The organism is Deinococcus aetherius, from assembly GCF_025997855.1.
In the GTDB taxonomy this organism is placed as follows: Bacteria; Deinococcota; Deinococci; order Deinococcales; family Deinococcaceae; genus Deinococcus; species Deinococcus aetherius.
This window is the reverse complement of record NZ_AP026560.1, coordinates 547,913-564,715: the sequence shown is the minus strand read 5'-3', so window position 1 is coordinate 564,715 and position 16,803 is coordinate 547,913. Positions and strand designations below refer to the sequence as shown.

The following is a 16,803-nucleotide window of genomic DNA, read 5'->3' as shown; positions in this document are numbered from 1 at the left end:
CGCGCCCGTGTCCCTCACCAGCCCAGTGTACCGGGGCCCCGGACGGCGCGGGGTGAGGCAGGCACGCCGGGTCTCCTCGCCCCAGGGAAGGGGCGGGACTCCAAGCCACAGCCCGCCCTCGCGGGTGGCGCCGCCCACCCTCTGGGGGAGGCGGGGGAACGGGACCTCTGTGAGAGGCGTGAGGGATAGGGTGGGGCATGGGACCGTACGGCCGGGGGATCGTGGCGGGCGCGCTCGCCGGGGTGGGGTATGGGCTTCTGGTGTACCTGTGGTTGCACCGCCTGAACGGGGACGTGGGCGTGATGGTCTCGACCTACCTGTTCGCCGTGCCGTTCGCGCTCGGGGTGCTGTCGGCGCAGTTCGTCCCGCCGCCCACGCCCGGGGCTCCTGCCAGGAGCGAGGGGGCACCCGACGCCTGGGGCGATGCCCCTCTTTTCCAGCCCCCTCGCCGCCCCCACCCCCTCGCCGAGGCCCTGCTGGTCGCCTTCACCACCATCACCACCTTCCTGGTGGTCGCCACCGTCACGGGTTTCGAGGGGGTGCTGTGCGCGTTCCTGGCGGCTCCGGCGATGTACGTGGTCGCCCTGCCCGGCGCGTTGCTGGGTCTGGGTCTGCGCTCGCTGTGGAGGCGGGCCCGCGCGGGCGCCCTGCTGCTCACGCTGGGACTCCCGGCCCTGCTGGGCCCGCTGGAACAGGCCCGCCCCCTGCCGGGCGAGTACCGCACGGTCACGAACGACATCCTGATCCAGGCCTCCCCCGACCTCGTGTGGCAGCAGATTCGCAGCGTGCCCCGCATCGAGGACCGTGAAATTCACGCCGGGTGGGCGCACCTGATCGGTCTGCCGCGTCCGCGTGAGGCGATCCTGAACAGGGACGGATTGGGTGCGGTGCGGCTCGCCACCTTCGACGGCGGCCTGAGCTTCCGGGAGACCGTGACCGACTGGGCCCCAGGCCAACGGCTTTCGTTTCGCATCCGGGCGCAGGACCCGGATTGGCTCGACCCCCATGTCCGCGTCGGCGGTCGCTTCTTCGACGTGCTCAGCGGCACCTACACCCTGGAGGAGGTCTCCCCCGGCGTCACCCTGCTCCACCTGGGCAGCACCCAGCGGGTGAGCACGCACTTCAACGGGTACACGGCCTTCTTCACCCGGTCGATCATGCACGACCTCCAGCGCACCATCCTCGAAGTAATCCGAGACCGGGCGGAGGGCCGGGGCGTGGGCCTGACGGCGGCGCGGTAGGCTGATCCTTCAAGTTCGGCCCCTTGCCCACCTCACACGCTTACACTCGCCGGGTGCCTTTCTCCCCCTCCTGCCCCCTGGTATCGGGTTTCGTTTTCACCTATACTCTGGCGAGGTTGTTATGCTGCTAGCAGAAATCATCAGCGTGGGGACGGAGCTGCTGTTCGGCGAGATCGTCGACAGCAACGCCGCCTTTCTCGCGCGCGAACTCGCGGCGCGCGGGGTGACCCTGCACCGCAAGAGCGTGCTGGGCGACAACCTGGGGCGGGTGACGGAGGCGATCAAGCTCGCCCTGTCCCGCGCCGACCTCGTGATCCTGGGGGGCGGCCTCGGCCCCACCGACGACGACCTCACCCGCGAGGCCATCGCCGCCGTCGTGGGCGAAACGCCCGAGGTAGACCCGGAGCTGCTGGCATGGCTGGAGGGCTTATTTACTGGCCGGGGCCGCGTGATGCCCGAGATCAACCGCAAGCAGGCGTGGCTGATCCCGAGCGCCGAGGCCCTGCCCAACGCCGTTGGCACAGCGCCGGGTTGGCTTGTCAGGACGAATGGCAAGATCATTGTCGCCCTGCCCGGCCCGCCGCGTGAGATGCAGAGGATGTGGCGCGATCAGGTGCTGCCCCGCCTGCCTCTGCCCGATCAGGCCCTCCACGCCGTCACCGTCCATACCCAGGGCGTCGGGGAGGGCAACGTGGCAGAACTGCTCGGCGACCTGACCCGGCAGGCCAACCCCAGCGTCGCCACCTACGCGCGGCGGACGGGGGTGGACGTGCGCGTCGCAGCGAGTGCGCCCACTCTGGAGGAGGCGCAAGCCCTCGCCGCCCCCGTGCTGGAGACGGTGCGTGCAGGGCTCGCCCGTTGGACGTGGGGTGAGGACGACGACACCCTTGCCGGAGCCGTCACCCGCGCCTTGAATGGCCGCACCCTCAGCGTGATCGAGGCGGGGAGCGGCGGCGCCCTGTGCCTCTCCCTGGCCGACGAGCCCGGTTTTCTCGACGCGGCGATCACCGAGGACCACGCGCGGCTGATCACGCTGGGACTCACGCCCGTCACGCTGAGCACGCACGGCGTCGTGAGCGAGGACGGGGCGCGCGAACTGGCGGCGGGGGCGCGGGAGCACCTGGGGGCGGACGTGGGCCTGGCCGTGGTGACCGCCACACGCGGCGAGCACACCGGACACACCTACGTCGCCATCAGCGCGGACGGGGTAGAGAAGGTCACCGCCCTCAACTGGCCCGGGGACGCCGGACAGGTGCGCGAGCGGGCCGCGACCGCCGCCCTCGGCCTCGCGTTCCGGGCGCTCAGGCCGCAGGAAGTGGGCTCGGCGGGGGGGAACGCATGACCCGTCCGACCAAGATCAAGCTCGGGAAGGTGAGCAAACCGCGTCCTCAAGTGGACGCCGAGCCCGCCCAGGAACCCGAGACCCCGCCGCAACCGCAGGAAGCCGCACCCGCTCCTCGTCAACAGCGACCACCCCGGCAGGAGGACGGGCACGAGGGACACGAACGCACCCTCCGCATGTTCTACGCCCTCAAGGTTCCCAGCGACGTTGCCGCCCCCCTCGCCGAGGCCCAGCGGCACCTGCGCGGCAACTGGCGTCCGGTGCGTGCCGACCAGTTCCACGTCACTCTCGCCTACCTGCCGAGTGTGCCGCCGGAGCGGGTGGCAGACCTCAAACGACTCGGCGCGAGACTGACGCAGGACGTGCCGCCGCTCGATATTCGTCTGCGCGGCACCGGCTATTTTCCCAACGAGGGCAGCCCGCGCGTCTGGTTCGTGAAGGTGGAGGCGGAGGGGCTGGACGACCTTGCCAACGGGTTGCGGCAGGGTCTCCGGGACCTCGGGATCGAGACGGACGACCTTCCCTTCCGGGCCCACATCACCCTCGCTCGGAAGAAGGGACCGGCGCCGCGCGTGCCACCCCTGATCTTCGACCTGGGCTGGCAGGCGGGCAATGCCGCGCTGATCCGCAGCACCCTCCGTAAGACCGGCCCGATCTACGACACCGAGAGCACCTTCCGGCTGAGGGGAGAGGTAAGGACGGCAGGACCGGAGACGGTAGCCACGTCGCCCCCTCACCCCAGCCCTCTCTCCTTCGGAGCTGTACCAGCCCCACCAGGGGAGAGGGAGCAGGCCCAGAACCCACGAGCCCCCCTTCCCATTGAGGAGACGCCATGAGCAAGGACATCACCAAGGAACTCGGCACGCCCGGCGACAGCAAGGAGCGCACCAAGGCCATCGAAACGGCCATGAGCCAGATCGAGAAGCAGTTCGGCAAGGGCTCGATCATGCGGCTGGGCGCCGAGAGCAAGCTCGACGTGCAGACCATCAGCACGGGCAGCCTGAGCCTCGACCTGGCGCTGGGTGTGGGCGGTATTCCGCGCGGGCGCATCACCGAGATCTACGGCCCCGAGTCCGGCGGCAAGACCACCCTGGCCCTGAGCATCGTCGCGCAGGCCCAGCGGGCAGGGGGCACGGCGGCCTTTATCGACGCCGAGCACGCCCTCGACCCCGTGTACGCGCGGAGCCTTGGCGTGAACACCGACGAGCTGCTCGTGTCGCAGCCCGACAACGGCGAGCAGGCGCTGGAGATCATGGAACTCCTCGTGCGTTCGGGCGCTATCGACGTGGTGGTCGTGGACTCGGTGGCCGCGCTGACCCCCCGCGCCGAGATCGAGGGCGAGATGGGCGACTCGCTGCCCGGCCTGCAAGCCCGCCTGATGAGCCAGGCGCTTCGCAAGCTGACCGCCATTCTGAGCAAGACGGGCACCGCCGCCATCTTCATCAACCAGGTGCGCGAGAAGATCGGCGTGATGTACGGCAACCCCGAGACCACCACGGGCGGCCGGGCGCTGAAGTTCTACTCGTCGGTGCGGCTCGACGTGCGCAAGATCGGCCAGCCCATCAAGGTCGGCAACGACGCCGTGGCGAACACCGTCAAGGTCAAGACCGTGAAGAACAAGGTCGCCGCTCCCTTCAAGGAGGTCGAGCTGGCGCTGGTGTACGGCAAGGGCTTCGACCAGCTCAGCGACCTCGTGACCCTCGCCGCCGACATGGACATCATCAAGAAGGCCGGGAGCTTTTACTCCTACGGCGACGAGCGCATCGGCCAGGGCAAGGAAAAGGCCATCGCCCACATCGCCGAGCGCCCCGAGATGGAGCAGGAGATCCGCGAGCGCGTGCTGGCGAGCATCAAGAGCGGCGGCGCCGAACTGCCCACGGTGGCGACGGTGCCCGCCGTGGCGGAGTGAGCCGGTAGACCGAAGAACAAGACAGGAACGCCCCTGCCCGGAGGACGGGTGGGGGCGGTTCTTGTTGAGGGGCCGCAGGGGCGCATGGTACTCTTACTTTAGACAGGCCAAGCTAGGCCAGGAGGTGTAGGCCATGCAAACCATCAATCTGTACGAGGCCAAAAATCAGTTCAGCAAGCTCGTAGATGCCGTGGAGAACGGTGAGGTCGTGATTATCGCCCGCAACGGAAAGCCTGCCGTCAAGCTCGTGCCCCTCAGCTACGGCGAACGGACTGAGTGGAGCCCTGAGGTCCAAAGGTTTCTCGATAGTGGTGAATATGACCCTGACGCCTTTGAGATCGACCGGAGCGATGTTCTCCCTGCCCCAGAGCGTGACCTGTTCTGATGCGGTACTTGCTGGACACAAATACAGTCAGTGACATTTTGAAACGACAACCGCCGGTCGTTGCCCGATTCCGAAAGGTCTCACCTACCTCTCTCGCCATCAGTACGGTCACCGTGATGGAAGTCGAATATGGCTTTGAGCGCAAGCCTGCCGCCCGAGAGAAGTTCGGTGGGGTCTGGACGGCGCTGCTCGGTGACCTCCACGTGCTGCCCTACGATTCACGTGACGCGGCGTTTACAGCGCGCGTTCGCGCCTACCTCGCAGGGTTGGGCAAACCTATCGGCCCTTTTGACACCCAACTTGCGGGGGTGGCCCTCGCCCGCCACCTGACGCTGGTGACCCACAACACGGCAGAATTCGAGCGCGTTCCCGACCTGACTGTGGAGGATTGGTGGCGGCCTTGATCCTCCATCCACCCTCTCCATGAGGTAGGCCATGCAAACTTTCACGGCGACCATCGGTTGTGAAGGAGAGATCATTCTGCCCCCCGAGCTGTGCGAACGGCTCGGCGTCGGCCAGGGTGACGAGATTGAGTTTGTGTTGGACGACCAAGGCGTCCACCTTCGTCCCAAGCGGCAGGAGGACAACCCCTTCTTGGCGTGGGTCGGTGCCATTCCACTTACGGACGGAGAAACCACCGAGCAATGGCTGCGCGAAACGCGGCATGAGCGACGAAGAACTCTGCATCCTGCGAAGCGGGCCGGGAGCGCGAGTGGTCAGAGTCAGCGAATTGGCCCCGGAACCGGGGATCGAGAGCGACAACTCGCAGCCTCCGGCTGAACCCTTCGTCAATGCCATGTCCGCATTCAAGGAGATGCCCCGCGACGAGGAATTCAAGCTCGACCGCATTCAAGACACGCCACCCGACCCCGACCTCTAGCCTCCCGCCATCCCGCCTACCCCCGCCTCCCCCTTTTGGCCGATGCCCCCGCCCCCGCCCCCCGCGCACACTGGGCTCAGACTTCGGGTGGGGCCTCCGCACGGGAGCGCACCCACAACCCACACGGAGAAAAAGCCCCCACCCGAGTGAAGGTGGGGGTTACTCTAGAGTGCTATTTCAATAGTAAGGAGTGTGGTCAAGCCTTGATATAAGCAACTCCCTAGAAATTCCATACTTTCGTATTATATCTGAAGCAATATCATATTCCCATTGTTGTCCATAAGGAGCAAAGTATATTTTCTGAATCAAATTCTCGATATTGGTGGGAATAGATATACCAATAGAGGCCAAGGGTTCTCTCTCATGACTTTGAAGCAGAGAGTATCTTGGGTCTCTATATAAGCACCTCAACTCATTTTCATGCGAAAAACTGACATCTTTTAAGAAAAACCTTCTGTAGTGGTCCCCCTCAGGAATAGAGAAGACTCCTTGGAGAAAGTTCCCATATTGAACTTTAGATATAATAATATCCTCCTCTACCCCGCCGAAACTTTTTATTAGATCTTCATAAGTGGTTTGTATTGCGAAACTCGTACCAAGACCTGCATACTGCGACCACATAGACGCAGATTCGTCCTCGCTTATATGCCAACAATTAATGTAGGTGTATTTGCGAAGCTCTTGATATGTGCGAGCTATCTCCAAGTGACCACGTTGGATAGCCTCCTTAATTTCACTTTCAGTCCGTTGTTGAGACTGACTCAACATATAACGCAGTGCAGCGAGGACTTGAGGCGGAGTACCTGGCGGCAAACCTTTAGTTTCAAAGCCCTCTATTATTTCTTTGAAAGCATCGTTCGATCTGGCTACAAAATCCATGAAACCCTCAGGCGGTTTCTCTACAATTTTCACCCGTTCAGCAATATTCGCCATTGGGGTTGACCCTTCAAAACGGTCTTGAAACCGGTCAACGCGACGAAAAAAGAGCGTCCTCGTCATAAACATAGAAATTAAAGTGGGCAAATTGATGTAACGCCATACCTTTGTATTTGGCAAAAGTAGTTCCCCGTAACTAGGCTCTGACTTATACACGCTCCATTATAAACCATCCTTTCTTAGGCTGCTTGACGCCTGCCACGCTACTTTTTTTGCGCCCACGCCCACGCCGTCGGCAGCAGCAGGGCGGCGAGGCCGAGTTTCAGGGCGTCGCCGAGGAGGAAGGGCGTGAGGCCCGCGTTCAGGAGGGCCTGACCCTTCAGGCCGGTGGTGGCGCCGAGCCAGGGCAGACCGAAGGCGTAGATCACCACGCTGCCCGCCAGCATGGCGAGGGCGGTGCCGCGCACGGTGCGGTCCAGGGCGTACCGCTCCACCAGCCAGCCGACCAGGGCGGCGGCGAACACGTAGCTCAGCAGGTAGCCGCCCGTGGGCCCCGCGAACTTGGCGAGGCCCGCGCTGCCCCCCGCGAACACGGGCAGGCCCGCCGCCCCGGCGAGGAGGTACGTGGTCAGGCTCGCCGCGCCCCGCTTCCAGCCCAGCGCGGCGCCGACGAGCAGCACGGCGAGCGTCTGGAGGGTGACGGGCACGGGCTTCAGCGGAACCTCGACCTGCGCGACGAGGGCGACGAGGGCCGCGCCGCCGAGGATCAGCAAGAGGTCACGGGTCAGGCCGTGGGCGGGGGCGAGCGTGCGGGAGAGGGTGGGGTAGGCAGATGCGGCTCGGGTCATGGCTGTTCCTCCGGTGAGTGGGGTGGGGTGAGAGTGCCGACAAGCCGAACGTCGCCCGCGTGGACGGTGACGGGGGGGCCGCCGGGCGGACGGATGACGAGGCCCCCCTGCGCGTCGAGGTCCACGGCGGTCCCGGTGATCTCGCCGCGTCCGGTCACGACCCGCACCTCCCGCCCGAGGGTGACGCTTACGCCCCGCCACGCCTCCAGTACGTCAGCAGGCGGCGCGGCGAGCCAGCGTTCCAGCTCGGCGAGGACGCGGGCGAGGAGGGCGGCGCGGGTGACGCCGGGAGCGAATTCGGCGAGATGGGCGGCTCCAGGCGGCGCGGCGGTGACGTTGACGCCGATGCCCAGGACGGCGCGGCGGGCCTCCTCGCCCCGCAGGTCGGCTTCGAGCAGGATGCCCGCGAGTTTGCGGCCATCAGCAGAGAGCAGGTCGTTGGGCCACTTCAGCCCGCCGACGCCGCACGCCGCTTGGAGTGCAACGCCCGCCGCCAGCGGCATGAGAGCGAGGTCGGGGAGGGGCAGGGGACCGTCCAGCAAGACGCTGAAGACCAGCGTCCCGTGCGTCGTGTCCCAGGCCCGCCCCCGTCTTCCCCGCCCGGCGGTCTGCCGTTCCGCAACGACGACTGCGCCGTGCGGAGCGGGGTCCCGCGAATCGTCCGCCCACGCCCGCACCTCGTCCTGCGTGCTGCCGACCGTGCCCACGTAACGCATCGCGCGCCCGAGGGTGCCCGTGACGGTCACAAGCTGCGGTGCGGGCGTGCCCGGCTCCAGCGCGTACCCGCCCCGCGTGGTGACGACGGGCACGCCGTCTTCCGCGAGCCGCCGCACCAGGGTGTTCACCGTGACACGGCCCACGCCCAGACGTGCCCCCAGCACATCCCCCGACTGGGGTTGATCGGTGAGCAGCGGCAACAGGCGGGCGGGCACGTTCAGCACTATGCGGGGAAAGGGTGAACGAAGGCAATGGGCGCTCAGCGCCCGTCAGTGGTCAGTGGGAAGCGGTAAGTGGAAAAAGATGCAGGGAGCAAAGGCTTTCGCCGTTCCATCCCACTCACCACTGACCACTTCCCACTCACCCTTCCAACCGTGACGCTCGCGTCAGGCCCACGTCACCCCTTTTGCTATCCTCCGGGCATGACGATGGTGCGGCAAACCCGGCAGCGGCAGGCGGTGATCGAGGTGCTTCGGGCGTCTCGGGAGCACCCGGACGCGGCCTGGATTCACGGGCAGGTGCGGGGGCGCTTGCCGCACGTCAGCCTGGGGACCGTGTACCGCACGCTCGACGCGCTGGTGCGCGACGGGGTGGTCTTGACCATCGAGCGCGCGGGGCAGGCCACCCGCTACGACTACAGGCACGAGGGCGAGGACCACCACCACGCGGTCTGCCGGGGGTGCGGCGCGATCTTCGACGTGGATGCCGAGGCGATGCCGTGCATCCCGGTAGCGGCCCTCCCGCCCGGCTTCCAGGTCACCGAGGTCAGGCTCGAATTCATGGGCCTGTGCCCCGACTGCACGCCCCAGCCGAACGCTGAGAGCTGAACTCATCTCCCCACCTGCCCCGTCCCTCGCGGCGGGGTTTTCTTGTTCCGCGTCCCCACCGTCCACGACCGGGAAGGTGGACGAAGTACCGTGGCCCTGAACATCCACACCAGGGCAACACCGCGCGAAGGGGGCAGGGCATGGGAGACACCGGGGTCTCGGCGGGGCATGGGCGGAAGGTGGGGCGGGAGGCGTGACGACCCTCGCGGTGGTGCTGGCGGGGCTGCTCGCCCTCTGGGCGCTCGTCCGCGCGGCCCGGCTGGAACGGCGGGCGGACGAGGCCCGTGCAGAGTTGCGGCGGCTGCGGGAGGGACAGGAAGCCTTGCGGGCGGAACTGGCGCAGCTGCGGGGGCCGTCCCCTGAGCCTACCCGGGCCGACCTCGCCGTGACGACACCCATTCCGGCAGAAGACACCGCCCCCCCTCCCCCAGTCTGGCCCGAGGACGTGCCCGCCTCGGTGGGACCTTCCCCGGCCCGGCCACGCGGACCTTCCCTGTGGGACCCTATCTACAGCCGGGCGCGGATCAGCGTGATCGGCGGGGTGCTCGTGCTGGGTGGGCTGGCCTTTACCCTGCGAGAATTGGGGGCACCGGGGTGGACCCGGCTGCTCGCGGTGTTCGCCTTCGGGGCGTTGCTGTACCTGAATGCGCGACGGGTGCCGTGGCCGGTGTCGGGGGCGCTGCGCGGGCTGGGGTACGGGGTGATGGCGCTGGGCCTCGGCAGTGTCGCGCAGGCCCTGCCGGACGCCTGGGGACCGGGCGTGGTGCTGGCGGGGCTGCTCTCGCTCAGCGCCGGGCTGCTGTGGGACGGGCTGCGGCGGGGTGAACCCCTGCTCGGCGCGCTGGCGGTCTTCGGCGCGGGCCTCTCGACCTGGATGCTGACGGACGACCTCGGGCAGGCGTCCATCCCGGCGGCGGGGGCGGTGCTACTGCTCGCGGGGGTGGCCGTCTCACAGGGAAGCGCCCAGGCCCGGGAGGCGCAGGGAGACCCCGCCGAGGAACCGGCGCATCCGCCCCGAACTGCTCTCGCGCTCACCCTGGGGGCCGCCGGGCTCGTGCCAGGGGGCTGGGCCGTCGCGTCGGCGAGCCACGCGGACCCGGCGCTGCTGTTCGAGCGGGAGGGGAGGTTCGCGCAGGAAGTGCTGGCGCTCTCCGGCGGAGCCGTCCCCAGTCTGCTCGCCTGGCTGGCCTTCGGCGTGCTCGCGCTCGCCCCGGCCCTGGCCCTGCTCGGGCGGCGGGAGCGGGGGGAGGTGGGAGGCCCGGTGCCCGCCCTCGCGGCGTGGGCCGTCCTGGGCCCCCAGGTGCTCGTGGCCGCCGCCGTGGGGACGGCGCTCTCGGCCCGGGGACACAAAGACCTCCTCGTCCTGGGACTCGCCCTCGCCCCGCTGGTTCCCCTCGCGCTGGGCGCCCGTCACGCCTGGAAACAAAGGTTGGGCGACTCGGCGGAAGAGGCGGGCGCCTTGCTGGTGGGCACGGTCGCGGGCAGCCTGACCGCCGCCGCCACGGGGGTCGCGGGGGCGGCGGTGCTCGGCCTCCTGGGGGCGAGGACTCAACCCGCCGCCCTGAGCGGGGTCGCGCTCGCCCTGCTCCTCGTGGGCCTGAGCGCCCGCAGCCGGAGCTGGCTGACGGCCGGGGCCCTGGGCCTGGGGCTGAGTGCCCTGTGGGGCGCGAGCGTGTCTGGGATGGGGCTGGACAGTGCCTGGCACGCGGCCCTCCTGGGCGCGGTCCCGGCGGTGGTGGGACTTCTGGGGGCGCTGCGGGTCGCGCGGGACCCCTGGGCGAACGCCCCGCGTCGAGAGATGGCCCCGGAGGCTCCCGGTACGCCTCCCGTTTCTGGGCTCACGGCCCCGCTCCTCGCCGGGGGATGCAGCGTCCTGCTCGTGGCGGCACTTCAACCGGGCGGAGTGGAACTCCTGGCGCCCGCCTCGGCGGCGCTCGCCGGGGGGCTGTGGTGGCGGCGGGCGGGCGGGGAAACGACCGACGCCTTGCGGACGACGATCTTCTGGGCCCTGGCCCCCGGAGCCGCCCTGGGCGCCCTGCTGCTTCTCGTGACGGCGGACGGCGCGGGTGGGGCCACGCTGGCCGCCTGCCTCGTGGCCCTCGTCTCGGCGGGCAGTCTCCTGGGCACAGCGGGGCGGGGTGGGGAGGCGCGCCGGGCCGCCGAACTCACCGGGCTCGTCCTGCTCGCGCTCGCGCTGGGCGTGACCTGCGTGACGTGGCTCCCCGCGCTCGGCGTGCCGGGGGCGCTGGCCCTCGCGGCGGCGCTGACGGTGCCGCTGCGCCTCGTGTGGGGGTGGGGGCGGCTGGACGTGGGGCTCGGCCTGGGCCTGTTCGCCGCGCTCGTGGCGCTGGCGGACGGGGTGTGGAGGGGGACCTCCCCGGTTCCGGCCCCGGGCGTCCTCCTCCTCGGTGTCGTGTGGTCCCTCACCCGCACGGCGGGCGGTCTACGGACATTGAGGGGATTCGTCCAGAGCACCGCCGCGCCCCAGCGGCCCCACGTCCGGGCCCTCTGGTTGGCCGCACTGCTCCTCGTGGGCCTGCTCTCCCTCGGGGCGAGGCTGGACCCGTCGGTGGAGGCCCTGCGGCCCTGGCTGGCTATCTCCAGCCTCGCGGTGCTGGGGGTCGGCCTGTGGGCCTGTGTGGGAACACACCGGGCGGCGCGGCAGGGGACGGACGAAGAGGCCCGTCCCCTCTGGGACACCGGCCTCACGCTCGTCGTGGCGGGGGGGCTCAAGGGAGCCCTGCTCGACGCGCCCGCGATGGAAAACCCCGGCGCGGGGGTGGGCGTCGCCGTGCTCGTCACCGGGCTGAGCCTGCTCGCGGTGGCGATCCTGGCGCCCCGGCCCGGGGGTGGGCGGCCCGGACCCGGGGAGGAGGGCCCCTTTGTCCCCCCGCCCCCGCGCTAGCCTGCCCGCATGATCGCGTCCGCCCGCCGCGCCTGGCCCTCGTCTCCCCTGGCCGCCTTCCTGCTGGGGTGGGGGCTCGGCGTCGGGGTGTTCCTGCTCGTGCGGGCAGCCGGGCTCGCGCTGCTCTCTGGGCCGTGCGAGGGGCGGACCACCCTGGCCCTGCTCGCGCCGCTGCTGCTGGGGCCGGGGGGCCTCGCCTTCACCGCGTCGAACTGGGCGCGGCCCCGGCGGGTGGCCCTGGGGCTGGGGCTGGTGGTGGCGTCCTTCCTCCCGGCGCTGGCGGTGGGGGCGCGGGACATCGGGGTGCTGCGCGGGACCGGGTGCGCGGGCGGCTATGTGGTGGTCACCCCGGCCTCGGGTGGCAAGTCGGTTTCCGAACTCAACGTGCGGGCCGGGAAAACACTCGACTTCACCGCGCGGGTGGGCGGCTACACCCGGCAGACGCACCCCGGCGAGTTCCGGCTGAGCACCCAGAGCAGTGCGCCGGGGATCACCCTCACCCTGCCCGACCGCCAGGCGCAGGCGGGCGAGAGCGTGCCGCTGCGTCTGGCAGTGGCCCCGGGCACGCCGCCGAACACCTACACGGTGGGGGTGCGGGCCACCCAGAAGCGCGGCGGGCAGACGTACACGGCGGACGGCGTGCTGACGGTGAACGTCCTGCGCTGAGGGCAGGGGACTTCCGGGAAGGCCTGGGGGCGGGGGAGCGGGTAGGCTGACTGGTGTGAACGTGGCCGAACTCTCCAGCCTCAGCCTCCAGACCTTCCTCACCATGCTGGTGGTCATGGACCCCGTCGGCCTGGCGCCCATCTTCCTGGGGCTGGCCGGGAACCGCCCGAGCTTCGAGCGGCGGCGGGTGGCGGTCAAGGCGACGCTGGTGGCGGGCGGGATCATCCTCGCCTTCGCGCTGTTCGGGCGGGCGCTGCTGGAGCACCTGGGAATCAGCCTCAGCGCCTTCCGGGTGGCGGGGGGCATCCTGCTCTTTCTCATCGCTCTCGACATGGTGTTCGCCCGCCCCAGCGGCAGCCGCGAGAACCCCGACGAGGAGCGCGAGGCGCAGGACCGCCCCGACATCAGCGTCTTCCCCCTCGCCATCCCGCTCATCGCGGGGCCGGGCACCCTGGCGAGCATCATGATCCTCGCCGGGGACGCCCACGGCAGCGTGCCCCTGCTCGCGGCGGTCTTGTTCGTTACGTTCGGAGTCTTGCTGCTGTGTTACCTCGCGCTGCGCCTGAGCGGTCAGATCGCGCGGGTGATCGGTCTGACGGGCGTGCATGTGGTGACGCGGGTGCTCGGCGTGCTGCTGGGCGCGCTCGCCGTGCAGTACGTGGCGGACGGGGCGCTGGAGTTCGTGCGGGGGGAGGCGGGGCGGGCGCTGGCGGGGCTGGGGGCGCGCGGGTAAGCTCGGTCTTACGGCTTTCTAAGCCACTCGGCGCAACATTCCCTTCACGGCGGCGCTCTAGAATGCGCGGCGTGAACCCCGGAACGAGCGTGACCAGAGAGGAGGCGCGCGGGATGCGCGTGGCGGCGGACCTGAACGCCCCACGTGTCCTTGTCCTGAACGCGTCGTACGAGCCCCTGCACGTGACGAGCGCCAAGCGCGCGATCACGCTCGTCCAGTACGGGGTCGCCGAGGTGCTGGAGGCGAGCGACGACGTGGTGCGCTCCCCGTCCACGGTGCTGCGGGTGCCCAGCGTGATCCGGCTGCGGCGCTACGTCCGCCGCCCGCGCGTCCACCCGGTCCCCTTCAACCGCCGCAACGTCCTCAGGCGCGACACCTTCGCCTGCCAGTACTGCGGGGCGCCGGAAGACCTCACCCTCGACCACGTCCTGCCCCGCTCGCGCGGCGGGCGCCACGGCTGGGAGAACGTGGTCACCGCCTGCCGGGGCTGCAACCAGCGCAAGGGCAACCGCACCCCCGACGAGGCCGGAATGCCGCTGCGCACCCGCCCCCGCGCCCCCACCTTCGGCGTGTACGCCCACGGCCAGTTCGCCCACTGGCAAGACGAGTGGGCCAAGTACATCCACGACCGGGGCTGAGCCTGTGGGACGCAGAAGGGGCGGGCGGGAAGAGGTGCCCGCCCCTCTTTTCATGCCGCTCACCCCCTAGACTGCGGCATGAACCGCGAGCAGGCCTACGCCCTGATGCTGGAACACACCCCCTCCGAATCCCTGCGGCGACACATGCTCAACGTGGAGGCCGCGATGCGCTGGTACGCCCGCCACTGGGGCGAGGACGAGGACCTCTACGCGGTGACGGGCCTGCTCCACGACTTCGACTACGAGGCGCACCCGGGGGAGCATCCGACCTGGGGCGTCGCCTTCCTGCGTGACCACACCGACACGCCGCCCGAGGTTCTGGAGGCGATCCTGGGTCACGCGACGTACACCGGCACCCCGCGCGAGACACGGCTGGCGAAAACCCTCTTCGCCGTGGACGAACTCACCGGGCTGGTGCAGGCGGCGGCCCTGATCCGCCCCGACAGGGACGTGCGGGCGGTCGAACTGAGCAGTCTGAAAAAGAGGTTCCGCAACCGCGCCTTCGCGGCGGGCGTCAACCGCGAGGAGGTGGAACAGGGGGCGCGGGAACTCGGCGTGGACCTGGACACTCACCTCGGCAACGTCCTGCGGGCGGTGCAGGAACTGGGGCCGGACGTGGCGTCCGCGAGTTCCGGAGCGGAAGTGACGCCCTGAGCGTCTAAAGAACTTATGGAGGCGGGGCTCAGCCGCACCCGGGGTGGGTCCCTCAGCATGTGGTGCACTGCAAGGCGGCTGCGCAAGCTGCCTCCCGGACGGTACACCCAAGGAGACTTCCATGAACAAGACCCTGCTGACGCTCACCCTGATCTTCGCTGCCCCCACCGCCCTCGCCGCCGCGCCGAACCCCACCTACGTGCAGGTGCAGGACACGAGCACCTCGACCGGCACCGACGCGGGAGACGGCGCCGCCGAGCAGGCGGGCGAGGCCGTGGACAATGCCGCCTCCGCTGCGGGCGACGCGGTTCAAGACGCCGCCGCCGCGACGGGCACGGCCGTGGACAACGCGACGGACGCAGCAGGCAACGCCGTGGACAACGCCACCGAGAGCGTGAGCAACGCGGTGGATCCCAACGGCGACGGTGTGGTCGACACCAACAACAACGGCACGGCCGACACCCGCGAGTTCCCCTGGGGCCTGCTCGGGTTGCTGGGCCTCCTCGGGCTGGCGGGCCGCAACCGTCGCCCCGAGCGCGTCGTGACCACGACCACGACGGCCGGCACGAGCTACACCGGCACCAGCGACCGCCGCTGACGCCCCCCGTTCAGCTCCGTTCAAAACTGTCCCCCGGCCTCTGGCGGTCGGGGGACATCTCTTTGCCCTGAGGGCACGGCGGGGGAGCGGTGACCACCCTACGCGCGGGGCGGGAAGCGCACGAAGGTCATCCAGAAGTCCTCGAAGGCGCGAATGGCATTCAGGAAGTTCTCGAAGCCGACCGGCTTGACCACGTAACCGCTCGCGTGCTGCGCGTAGGAGTTGCGCACGTCCTCCTCCGCCTGGCTGGTGGTGAGCATCACGACCGGGATGCTGCCGAGAGCAGGGTCCGCCTTGATCTCGCCGAGCACCTCCAACCCGTTCTTGCGCGGCATGTTGATGTCGAGCAAGATCACGTCGGGGCGCGGGGAGGAGGCGTACTCGCCCTCGCGGCGCAGGAAGCGCAGGGCCTCGACCCCGTCGCGCACGACATGCACCTGGTTGGGCACCCGCGCGCCCTCGAAGGCCTCCTGGGTCAGCAGCACGTCGGGCTCGCTGTCCTCCACCAGCAGGATTTCGATTCTGGGCCGGGCGGGGGGACCGGCCTCGGCCGCATGCGGGGAGGTCACGTGCGACCCCCGGCACAAAACAGGACGGCTGGCGACCCTCCGGCACGGTTCTCCGCGCTTCCCCCGGGACGCCGCCTGCCCCCAAACATCGTCAACACGGCTTCATGATACTCAGGAACGATGACACTGCCGTCACCAGGCACACGAATGTGAAGTTCCAGACGTCCGCGCGGGGCGTCCCCTTACCCGCGCAGGGCATACCCGACGCCGCGCACGGTCCGCAGCAGGCCGTAGCCGTCGAGGTCGCGCAGCTTGGCGCGCAGGTTCGCCATATGCACGTCCACCACGTTGCTGCCCTCGGGCAGGCGGCCCTGCCAGATCTCCTGACCGATCTCCTGCCGGGAGTAGACCCGGCCCGGCTGGCGGATCAGCAGGGCGAGGATGTCGAACTCCTTGGGCGAGAGCCGCAACTCCTCGCCCTTGTAGGTCACCAACCTCTTTTGCGGGTCGAGGGTGAGGTCCCCCATGCTCAGGCTCTCGGTGGTGCGCTGGCGAAGCTGGACCTTGACGCGGGCGAGAAGCTCGTCGGGGTGGAAGGGCTTGATCAGGTAGTCGTCGGCCCCGAGCCCGAGGAGCCGGACCTTCTCGTCCACGGTGTCGCGGGCGGTCAGGACGATGATGGGCACGGCGCTGTTCTTGCGCAGCCGCTGGACCACGTCGCCGCCGTCGAAGTCGGGCAGGCCGAGGTCGAGCAGGATCAGGTCGGGATGATCCTCGCGGGCCCTGATCAACCCGTTCATGGCGGAGTCGGCATGTTCGACCCCGTACCCGGCGTCGTTCAGGTCCATCCGCAGCACGTTGGCGATGTCGAGGTCGTCCTCGATCACGAGAATCCGTTGGGCGCTCACGCGTTCATGATACCCGCCTTCACCCGCACTTCACGCCACAGACGCGCAGGCCCCAAGGTTGGGGCAGGAAAACGCCCTGCTGGAGCGTCTTCCCGGCGGCCTCTTTCCCCAGGCGTGTCGCTTTCGCGGGTCTCCCCAATCGTTCCTCGGGGGCAGCGGCGGCGCGG

At 69.3% G+C, this 16,803-nt stretch carries 19 protein-coding genes and 1 pseudogene; 15 read left to right on the top strand and 5 right to left on the bottom strand.

Features of this window, described 5'->3' with window-relative positions; all coding sequences use genetic code 11:
• Nucleotides 1-197 precede the first annotated feature (197 nt).
• The 8 genes and pseudogenes from DAETH_RS02995 to DAETH_RS02965 all read left to right on the top strand — a co-directional run bounded on the left by DAETH_RS02995 (nucleotide 198) and on the right by DAETH_RS02965 (nucleotide 5,757).
• Nucleotides 198-1,241 (top strand): SRPBCC family protein, encoded by a 1,044-nt coding sequence (locus DAETH_RS02995; RefSeq protein WP_264776453.1) that lies wholly within the window; start codon nucleotides 198-200, stop codon nucleotides 1,239-1,241.
• Between the two features lie 121 nt (nucleotides 1,242-1,362).
• Nucleotides 1,363-2,583, top strand: coding sequence for a CinA family nicotinamide mononucleotide deamidase-related protein (locus DAETH_RS02990; protein WP_264776452.1), 1,221 nt, complete (start codon nucleotides 1,363-1,365; stop codon nucleotides 2,581-2,583).
• On the top strand, nucleotides 2,580-3,419 hold the full coding sequence (gene thpR, locus DAETH_RS02985; protein ID WP_264776451.1) for an RNA 2',3'-cyclic phosphodiesterase: 840 nt from the start codon (nucleotides 2,580-2,582) through the stop codon (nucleotides 3,417-3,419). Before DAETH_RS02990 ends, thpR begins: the two co-directional genes overlap by 4 nt.
• On the top strand, nucleotides 3,416-4,492 hold the full coding sequence (recA, locus tag DAETH_RS02980; protein WP_264776450.1) for a recombinase RecA: 1,077 nt from the start codon (nucleotides 3,416-3,418) through the stop codon (nucleotides 4,490-4,492). Before thpR ends, recA begins: the two co-directional genes overlap by 4 nt.
• Before the next feature lie 133 nt (nucleotides 4,493-4,625).
• Nucleotides 4,626-4,877, top strand: coding sequence for a type II toxin-antitoxin system Phd/YefM family antitoxin (locus tag DAETH_RS02975; protein WP_264776449.1), 252 nt, complete (start codon nucleotides 4,626-4,628; stop codon nucleotides 4,875-4,877).
• Entirely contained in the window at nucleotides 4,877-5,281 is a 405-nt protein-coding gene (locus DAETH_RS02970; RefSeq protein ID WP_264776448.1) for a PIN domain-containing protein, read from the top strand. The genes DAETH_RS02975 and DAETH_RS02970 overlap by 1 nt, the downstream gene beginning before the upstream one ends.
• 31 nt (nucleotides 5,282-5,312) lie before the next feature.
• A pseudogene (locus tag DAETH_RS24610) lies at nucleotides 5,313-5,447 on the top strand (AbrB/MazE/SpoVT family DNA-binding domain-containing protein); the annotation flags it as partial.
• A 94-nt stretch (nucleotides 5,448-5,541) separates the two neighbouring features.
• Nucleotides 5,542-5,757 (top strand): hypothetical protein, encoded by a 216-nt coding sequence (locus DAETH_RS02965; protein ID WP_264776447.1) that lies wholly within the window; start codon nucleotides 5,542-5,544, stop codon nucleotides 5,755-5,757.
• A 177-nt stretch (nucleotides 5,758-5,934) separates the two neighbouring features.
• Here DAETH_RS02965 and DAETH_RS02960 read toward each other — a convergent pair whose 3' ends face one another.
• The 3 genes from DAETH_RS02960 to DAETH_RS02950 all read right to left on the bottom strand — a co-directional run bounded on the left by DAETH_RS02960 (nucleotide 5,935) and on the right by DAETH_RS02950 (nucleotide 8,413).
• Nucleotides 5,935-6,756, bottom strand: coding sequence for a DUF2971 domain-containing protein (locus DAETH_RS02960; protein WP_264776446.1), 822 nt, complete (start codon nucleotides 6,754-6,756; stop codon nucleotides 5,935-5,937).
• A gap of 140 nt (nucleotides 6,757-6,896) precedes the next feature.
• Nucleotides 6,897-7,481: a biotin transporter BioY gene (locus tag DAETH_RS02955; RefSeq protein ID WP_264776445.1), complete on the bottom strand. Its 585-nt coding sequence runs from the start codon at nucleotides 7,479-7,481 to the stop codon at nucleotides 6,897-6,899.
• A complete protein-coding gene (locus DAETH_RS02950; RefSeq protein ID WP_264776444.1) occupies nucleotides 7,478-8,413 on the bottom strand; it encodes a biotin--[acetyl-CoA-carboxylase] ligase in 936 nt (311 codons plus the stop codon). Before DAETH_RS02950 ends, DAETH_RS02955 begins: the two co-directional genes overlap by 4 nt.
• Nucleotides 8,414-8,620: 207 nt before the next feature.
• Between DAETH_RS02950 and DAETH_RS02945 the strand changes: the two genes are divergently transcribed.
• The 7 genes from DAETH_RS02945 (at nucleotide 8,621) to DAETH_RS02915 (ending at nucleotide 15,219) form a co-directional block, all read left to right on the top strand.
• On the top strand, nucleotides 8,621-9,025 hold the full coding sequence (locus DAETH_RS02945) for a Fur family transcriptional regulator (RefSeq protein WP_264776443.1): 405 nt from the start codon (nucleotides 8,621-8,623) through the stop codon (nucleotides 9,023-9,025).
• Between the two features lie 193 nt (nucleotides 9,026-9,218).
• On the top strand, nucleotides 9,219-11,930 hold the full coding sequence (locus tag DAETH_RS02940) for a hypothetical protein (RefSeq protein ID WP_264776442.1): 2,712 nt from the start codon (nucleotides 9,219-9,221) through the stop codon (nucleotides 11,928-11,930).
• 9 nt (nucleotides 11,931-11,939) lie between these two features.
• Complete coding sequence (locus tag DAETH_RS02935; protein ID WP_264776441.1) at nucleotides 11,940-12,596, top strand: hypothetical protein; 657 nt, start codon at nucleotides 11,940-11,942, stop codon at nucleotides 12,594-12,596.
• Nucleotides 12,597-12,651: 55 nt separating this feature from the next.
• On the top strand, nucleotides 12,652-13,329 hold the full coding sequence (locus DAETH_RS02930) for a MarC family protein (protein WP_264776440.1): 678 nt from the start codon (nucleotides 12,652-12,654) through the stop codon (nucleotides 13,327-13,329).
• A 62-nt stretch (nucleotides 13,330-13,391) separates the two neighbouring features.
• On the top strand, nucleotides 13,392-13,967 hold the full coding sequence (locus DAETH_RS02925; RefSeq protein WP_264776439.1) for an HNH endonuclease: 576 nt from the start codon (nucleotides 13,392-13,394) through the stop codon (nucleotides 13,965-13,967).
• A 78-nt stretch (nucleotides 13,968-14,045) separates the two neighbouring features.
• The gene (locus DAETH_RS02920; RefSeq protein ID WP_264776438.1) at nucleotides 14,046-14,621 is read left to right on the top strand and encodes an HD domain-containing protein; all 576 of its coding nucleotides are present in this window, start codon (nucleotides 14,046-14,048) and stop codon (nucleotides 14,619-14,621) included.
• A 121-nt stretch (nucleotides 14,622-14,742) separates the two neighbouring features.
• Nucleotides 14,743-15,219, top strand: a complete 477-nt coding sequence (locus DAETH_RS02915; RefSeq protein ID WP_264776437.1) for a hypothetical protein — start codon at nucleotides 14,743-14,745, stop codon at nucleotides 15,217-15,219.
• Nucleotides 15,220-15,317: 98 nt separating this feature from the next.
• Here DAETH_RS02915 and DAETH_RS02910 read toward each other — a convergent pair whose 3' ends face one another.
• Together DAETH_RS02910 and DAETH_RS02905 are read right to left on the bottom strand one after the other, a co-directional pair.
• Entirely contained in the window at nucleotides 15,318-15,788 is a 471-nt protein-coding gene (locus DAETH_RS02910; protein ID WP_264776436.1) for a response regulator, read from the bottom strand.
• A 182-nt stretch (nucleotides 15,789-15,970) separates the two neighbouring features.
• On the bottom strand, nucleotides 15,971-16,636 hold the full coding sequence (locus DAETH_RS02905; protein WP_102125289.1) for a response regulator transcription factor: 666 nt from the start codon (nucleotides 16,634-16,636) through the stop codon (nucleotides 15,971-15,973).
• Nucleotides 16,637-16,803: the final 167 nt, after the last annotated feature.

Bases quoted from the DNA above. Each gene is read 5' to 3' on its own strand.
- DAETH_RS02970 (WP_264776448.1), top strand. From the start codon at position 4,877: ATGCGGTACTTGCTGGACACAAATACAGTCAGTGACATTTTGAAACGA.
- DAETH_RS02925 (WP_264776439.1), top strand. From the start codon at position 13,392: ATGCGCGGCGTGAACCCCGGAACGAGCGTGACCAGAGAGGAGGCGCGC.
- DAETH_RS02975 (WP_264776449.1), top strand. From the start codon at position 4,626: ATGCAAACCATCAATCTGTACGAGGCCAAAAATCAGTTCAGCAAGCTC.
- DAETH_RS02955 (WP_264776445.1), bottom strand. From the start codon at position 7,481: ATGACCCGAGCCGCATCTGCCTACCCCACCCTCTCCCGCACGCTCGCC.
- DAETH_RS02920 (WP_264776438.1), top strand. From the start codon at position 14,046: ATGAACCGCGAGCAGGCCTACGCCCTGATGCTGGAACACACCCCCTCC.
- DAETH_RS02995 (WP_264776453.1), top strand. From the start codon at position 198: ATGGGACCGTACGGCCGGGGGATCGTGGCGGGCGCGCTCGCCGGGGTG.
- DAETH_RS02945 (WP_264776443.1), top strand. From the start codon at position 8,621: ATGACGATGGTGCGGCAAACCCGGCAGCGGCAGGCGGTGATCGAGGTG.
- DAETH_RS02960 (WP_264776446.1), bottom strand. From the start codon at position 6,756: ATGACGAGGACGCTCTTTTTTCGTCGCGTTGACCGGTTTCAAGACCGT.
- thpR (WP_264776451.1), top strand. From the start codon at position 2,580: ATGACCCGTCCGACCAAGATCAAGCTCGGGAAGGTGAGCAAACCGCGT.
- recA (WP_264776450.1), top strand. From the start codon at position 3,416: ATGAGCAAGGACATCACCAAGGAACTCGGCACGCCCGGCGACAGCAAG.
- DAETH_RS02990 (WP_264776452.1), top strand. From the start codon at position 1,363: ATGCTGCTAGCAGAAATCATCAGCGTGGGGACGGAGCTGCTGTTCGGC.
- DAETH_RS02935 (WP_264776441.1), top strand. From the start codon at position 11,940: ATGATCGCGTCCGCCCGCCGCGCCTGGCCCTCGTCTCCCCTGGCCGCC.
- DAETH_RS02915 (WP_264776437.1), top strand. From the start codon at position 14,743: ATGAACAAGACCCTGCTGACGCTCACCCTGATCTTCGCTGCCCCCACC.
- DAETH_RS02965 (WP_264776447.1), top strand. From the start codon at position 5,542: ATGAGCGACGAAGAACTCTGCATCCTGCGAAGCGGGCCGGGAGCGCGA.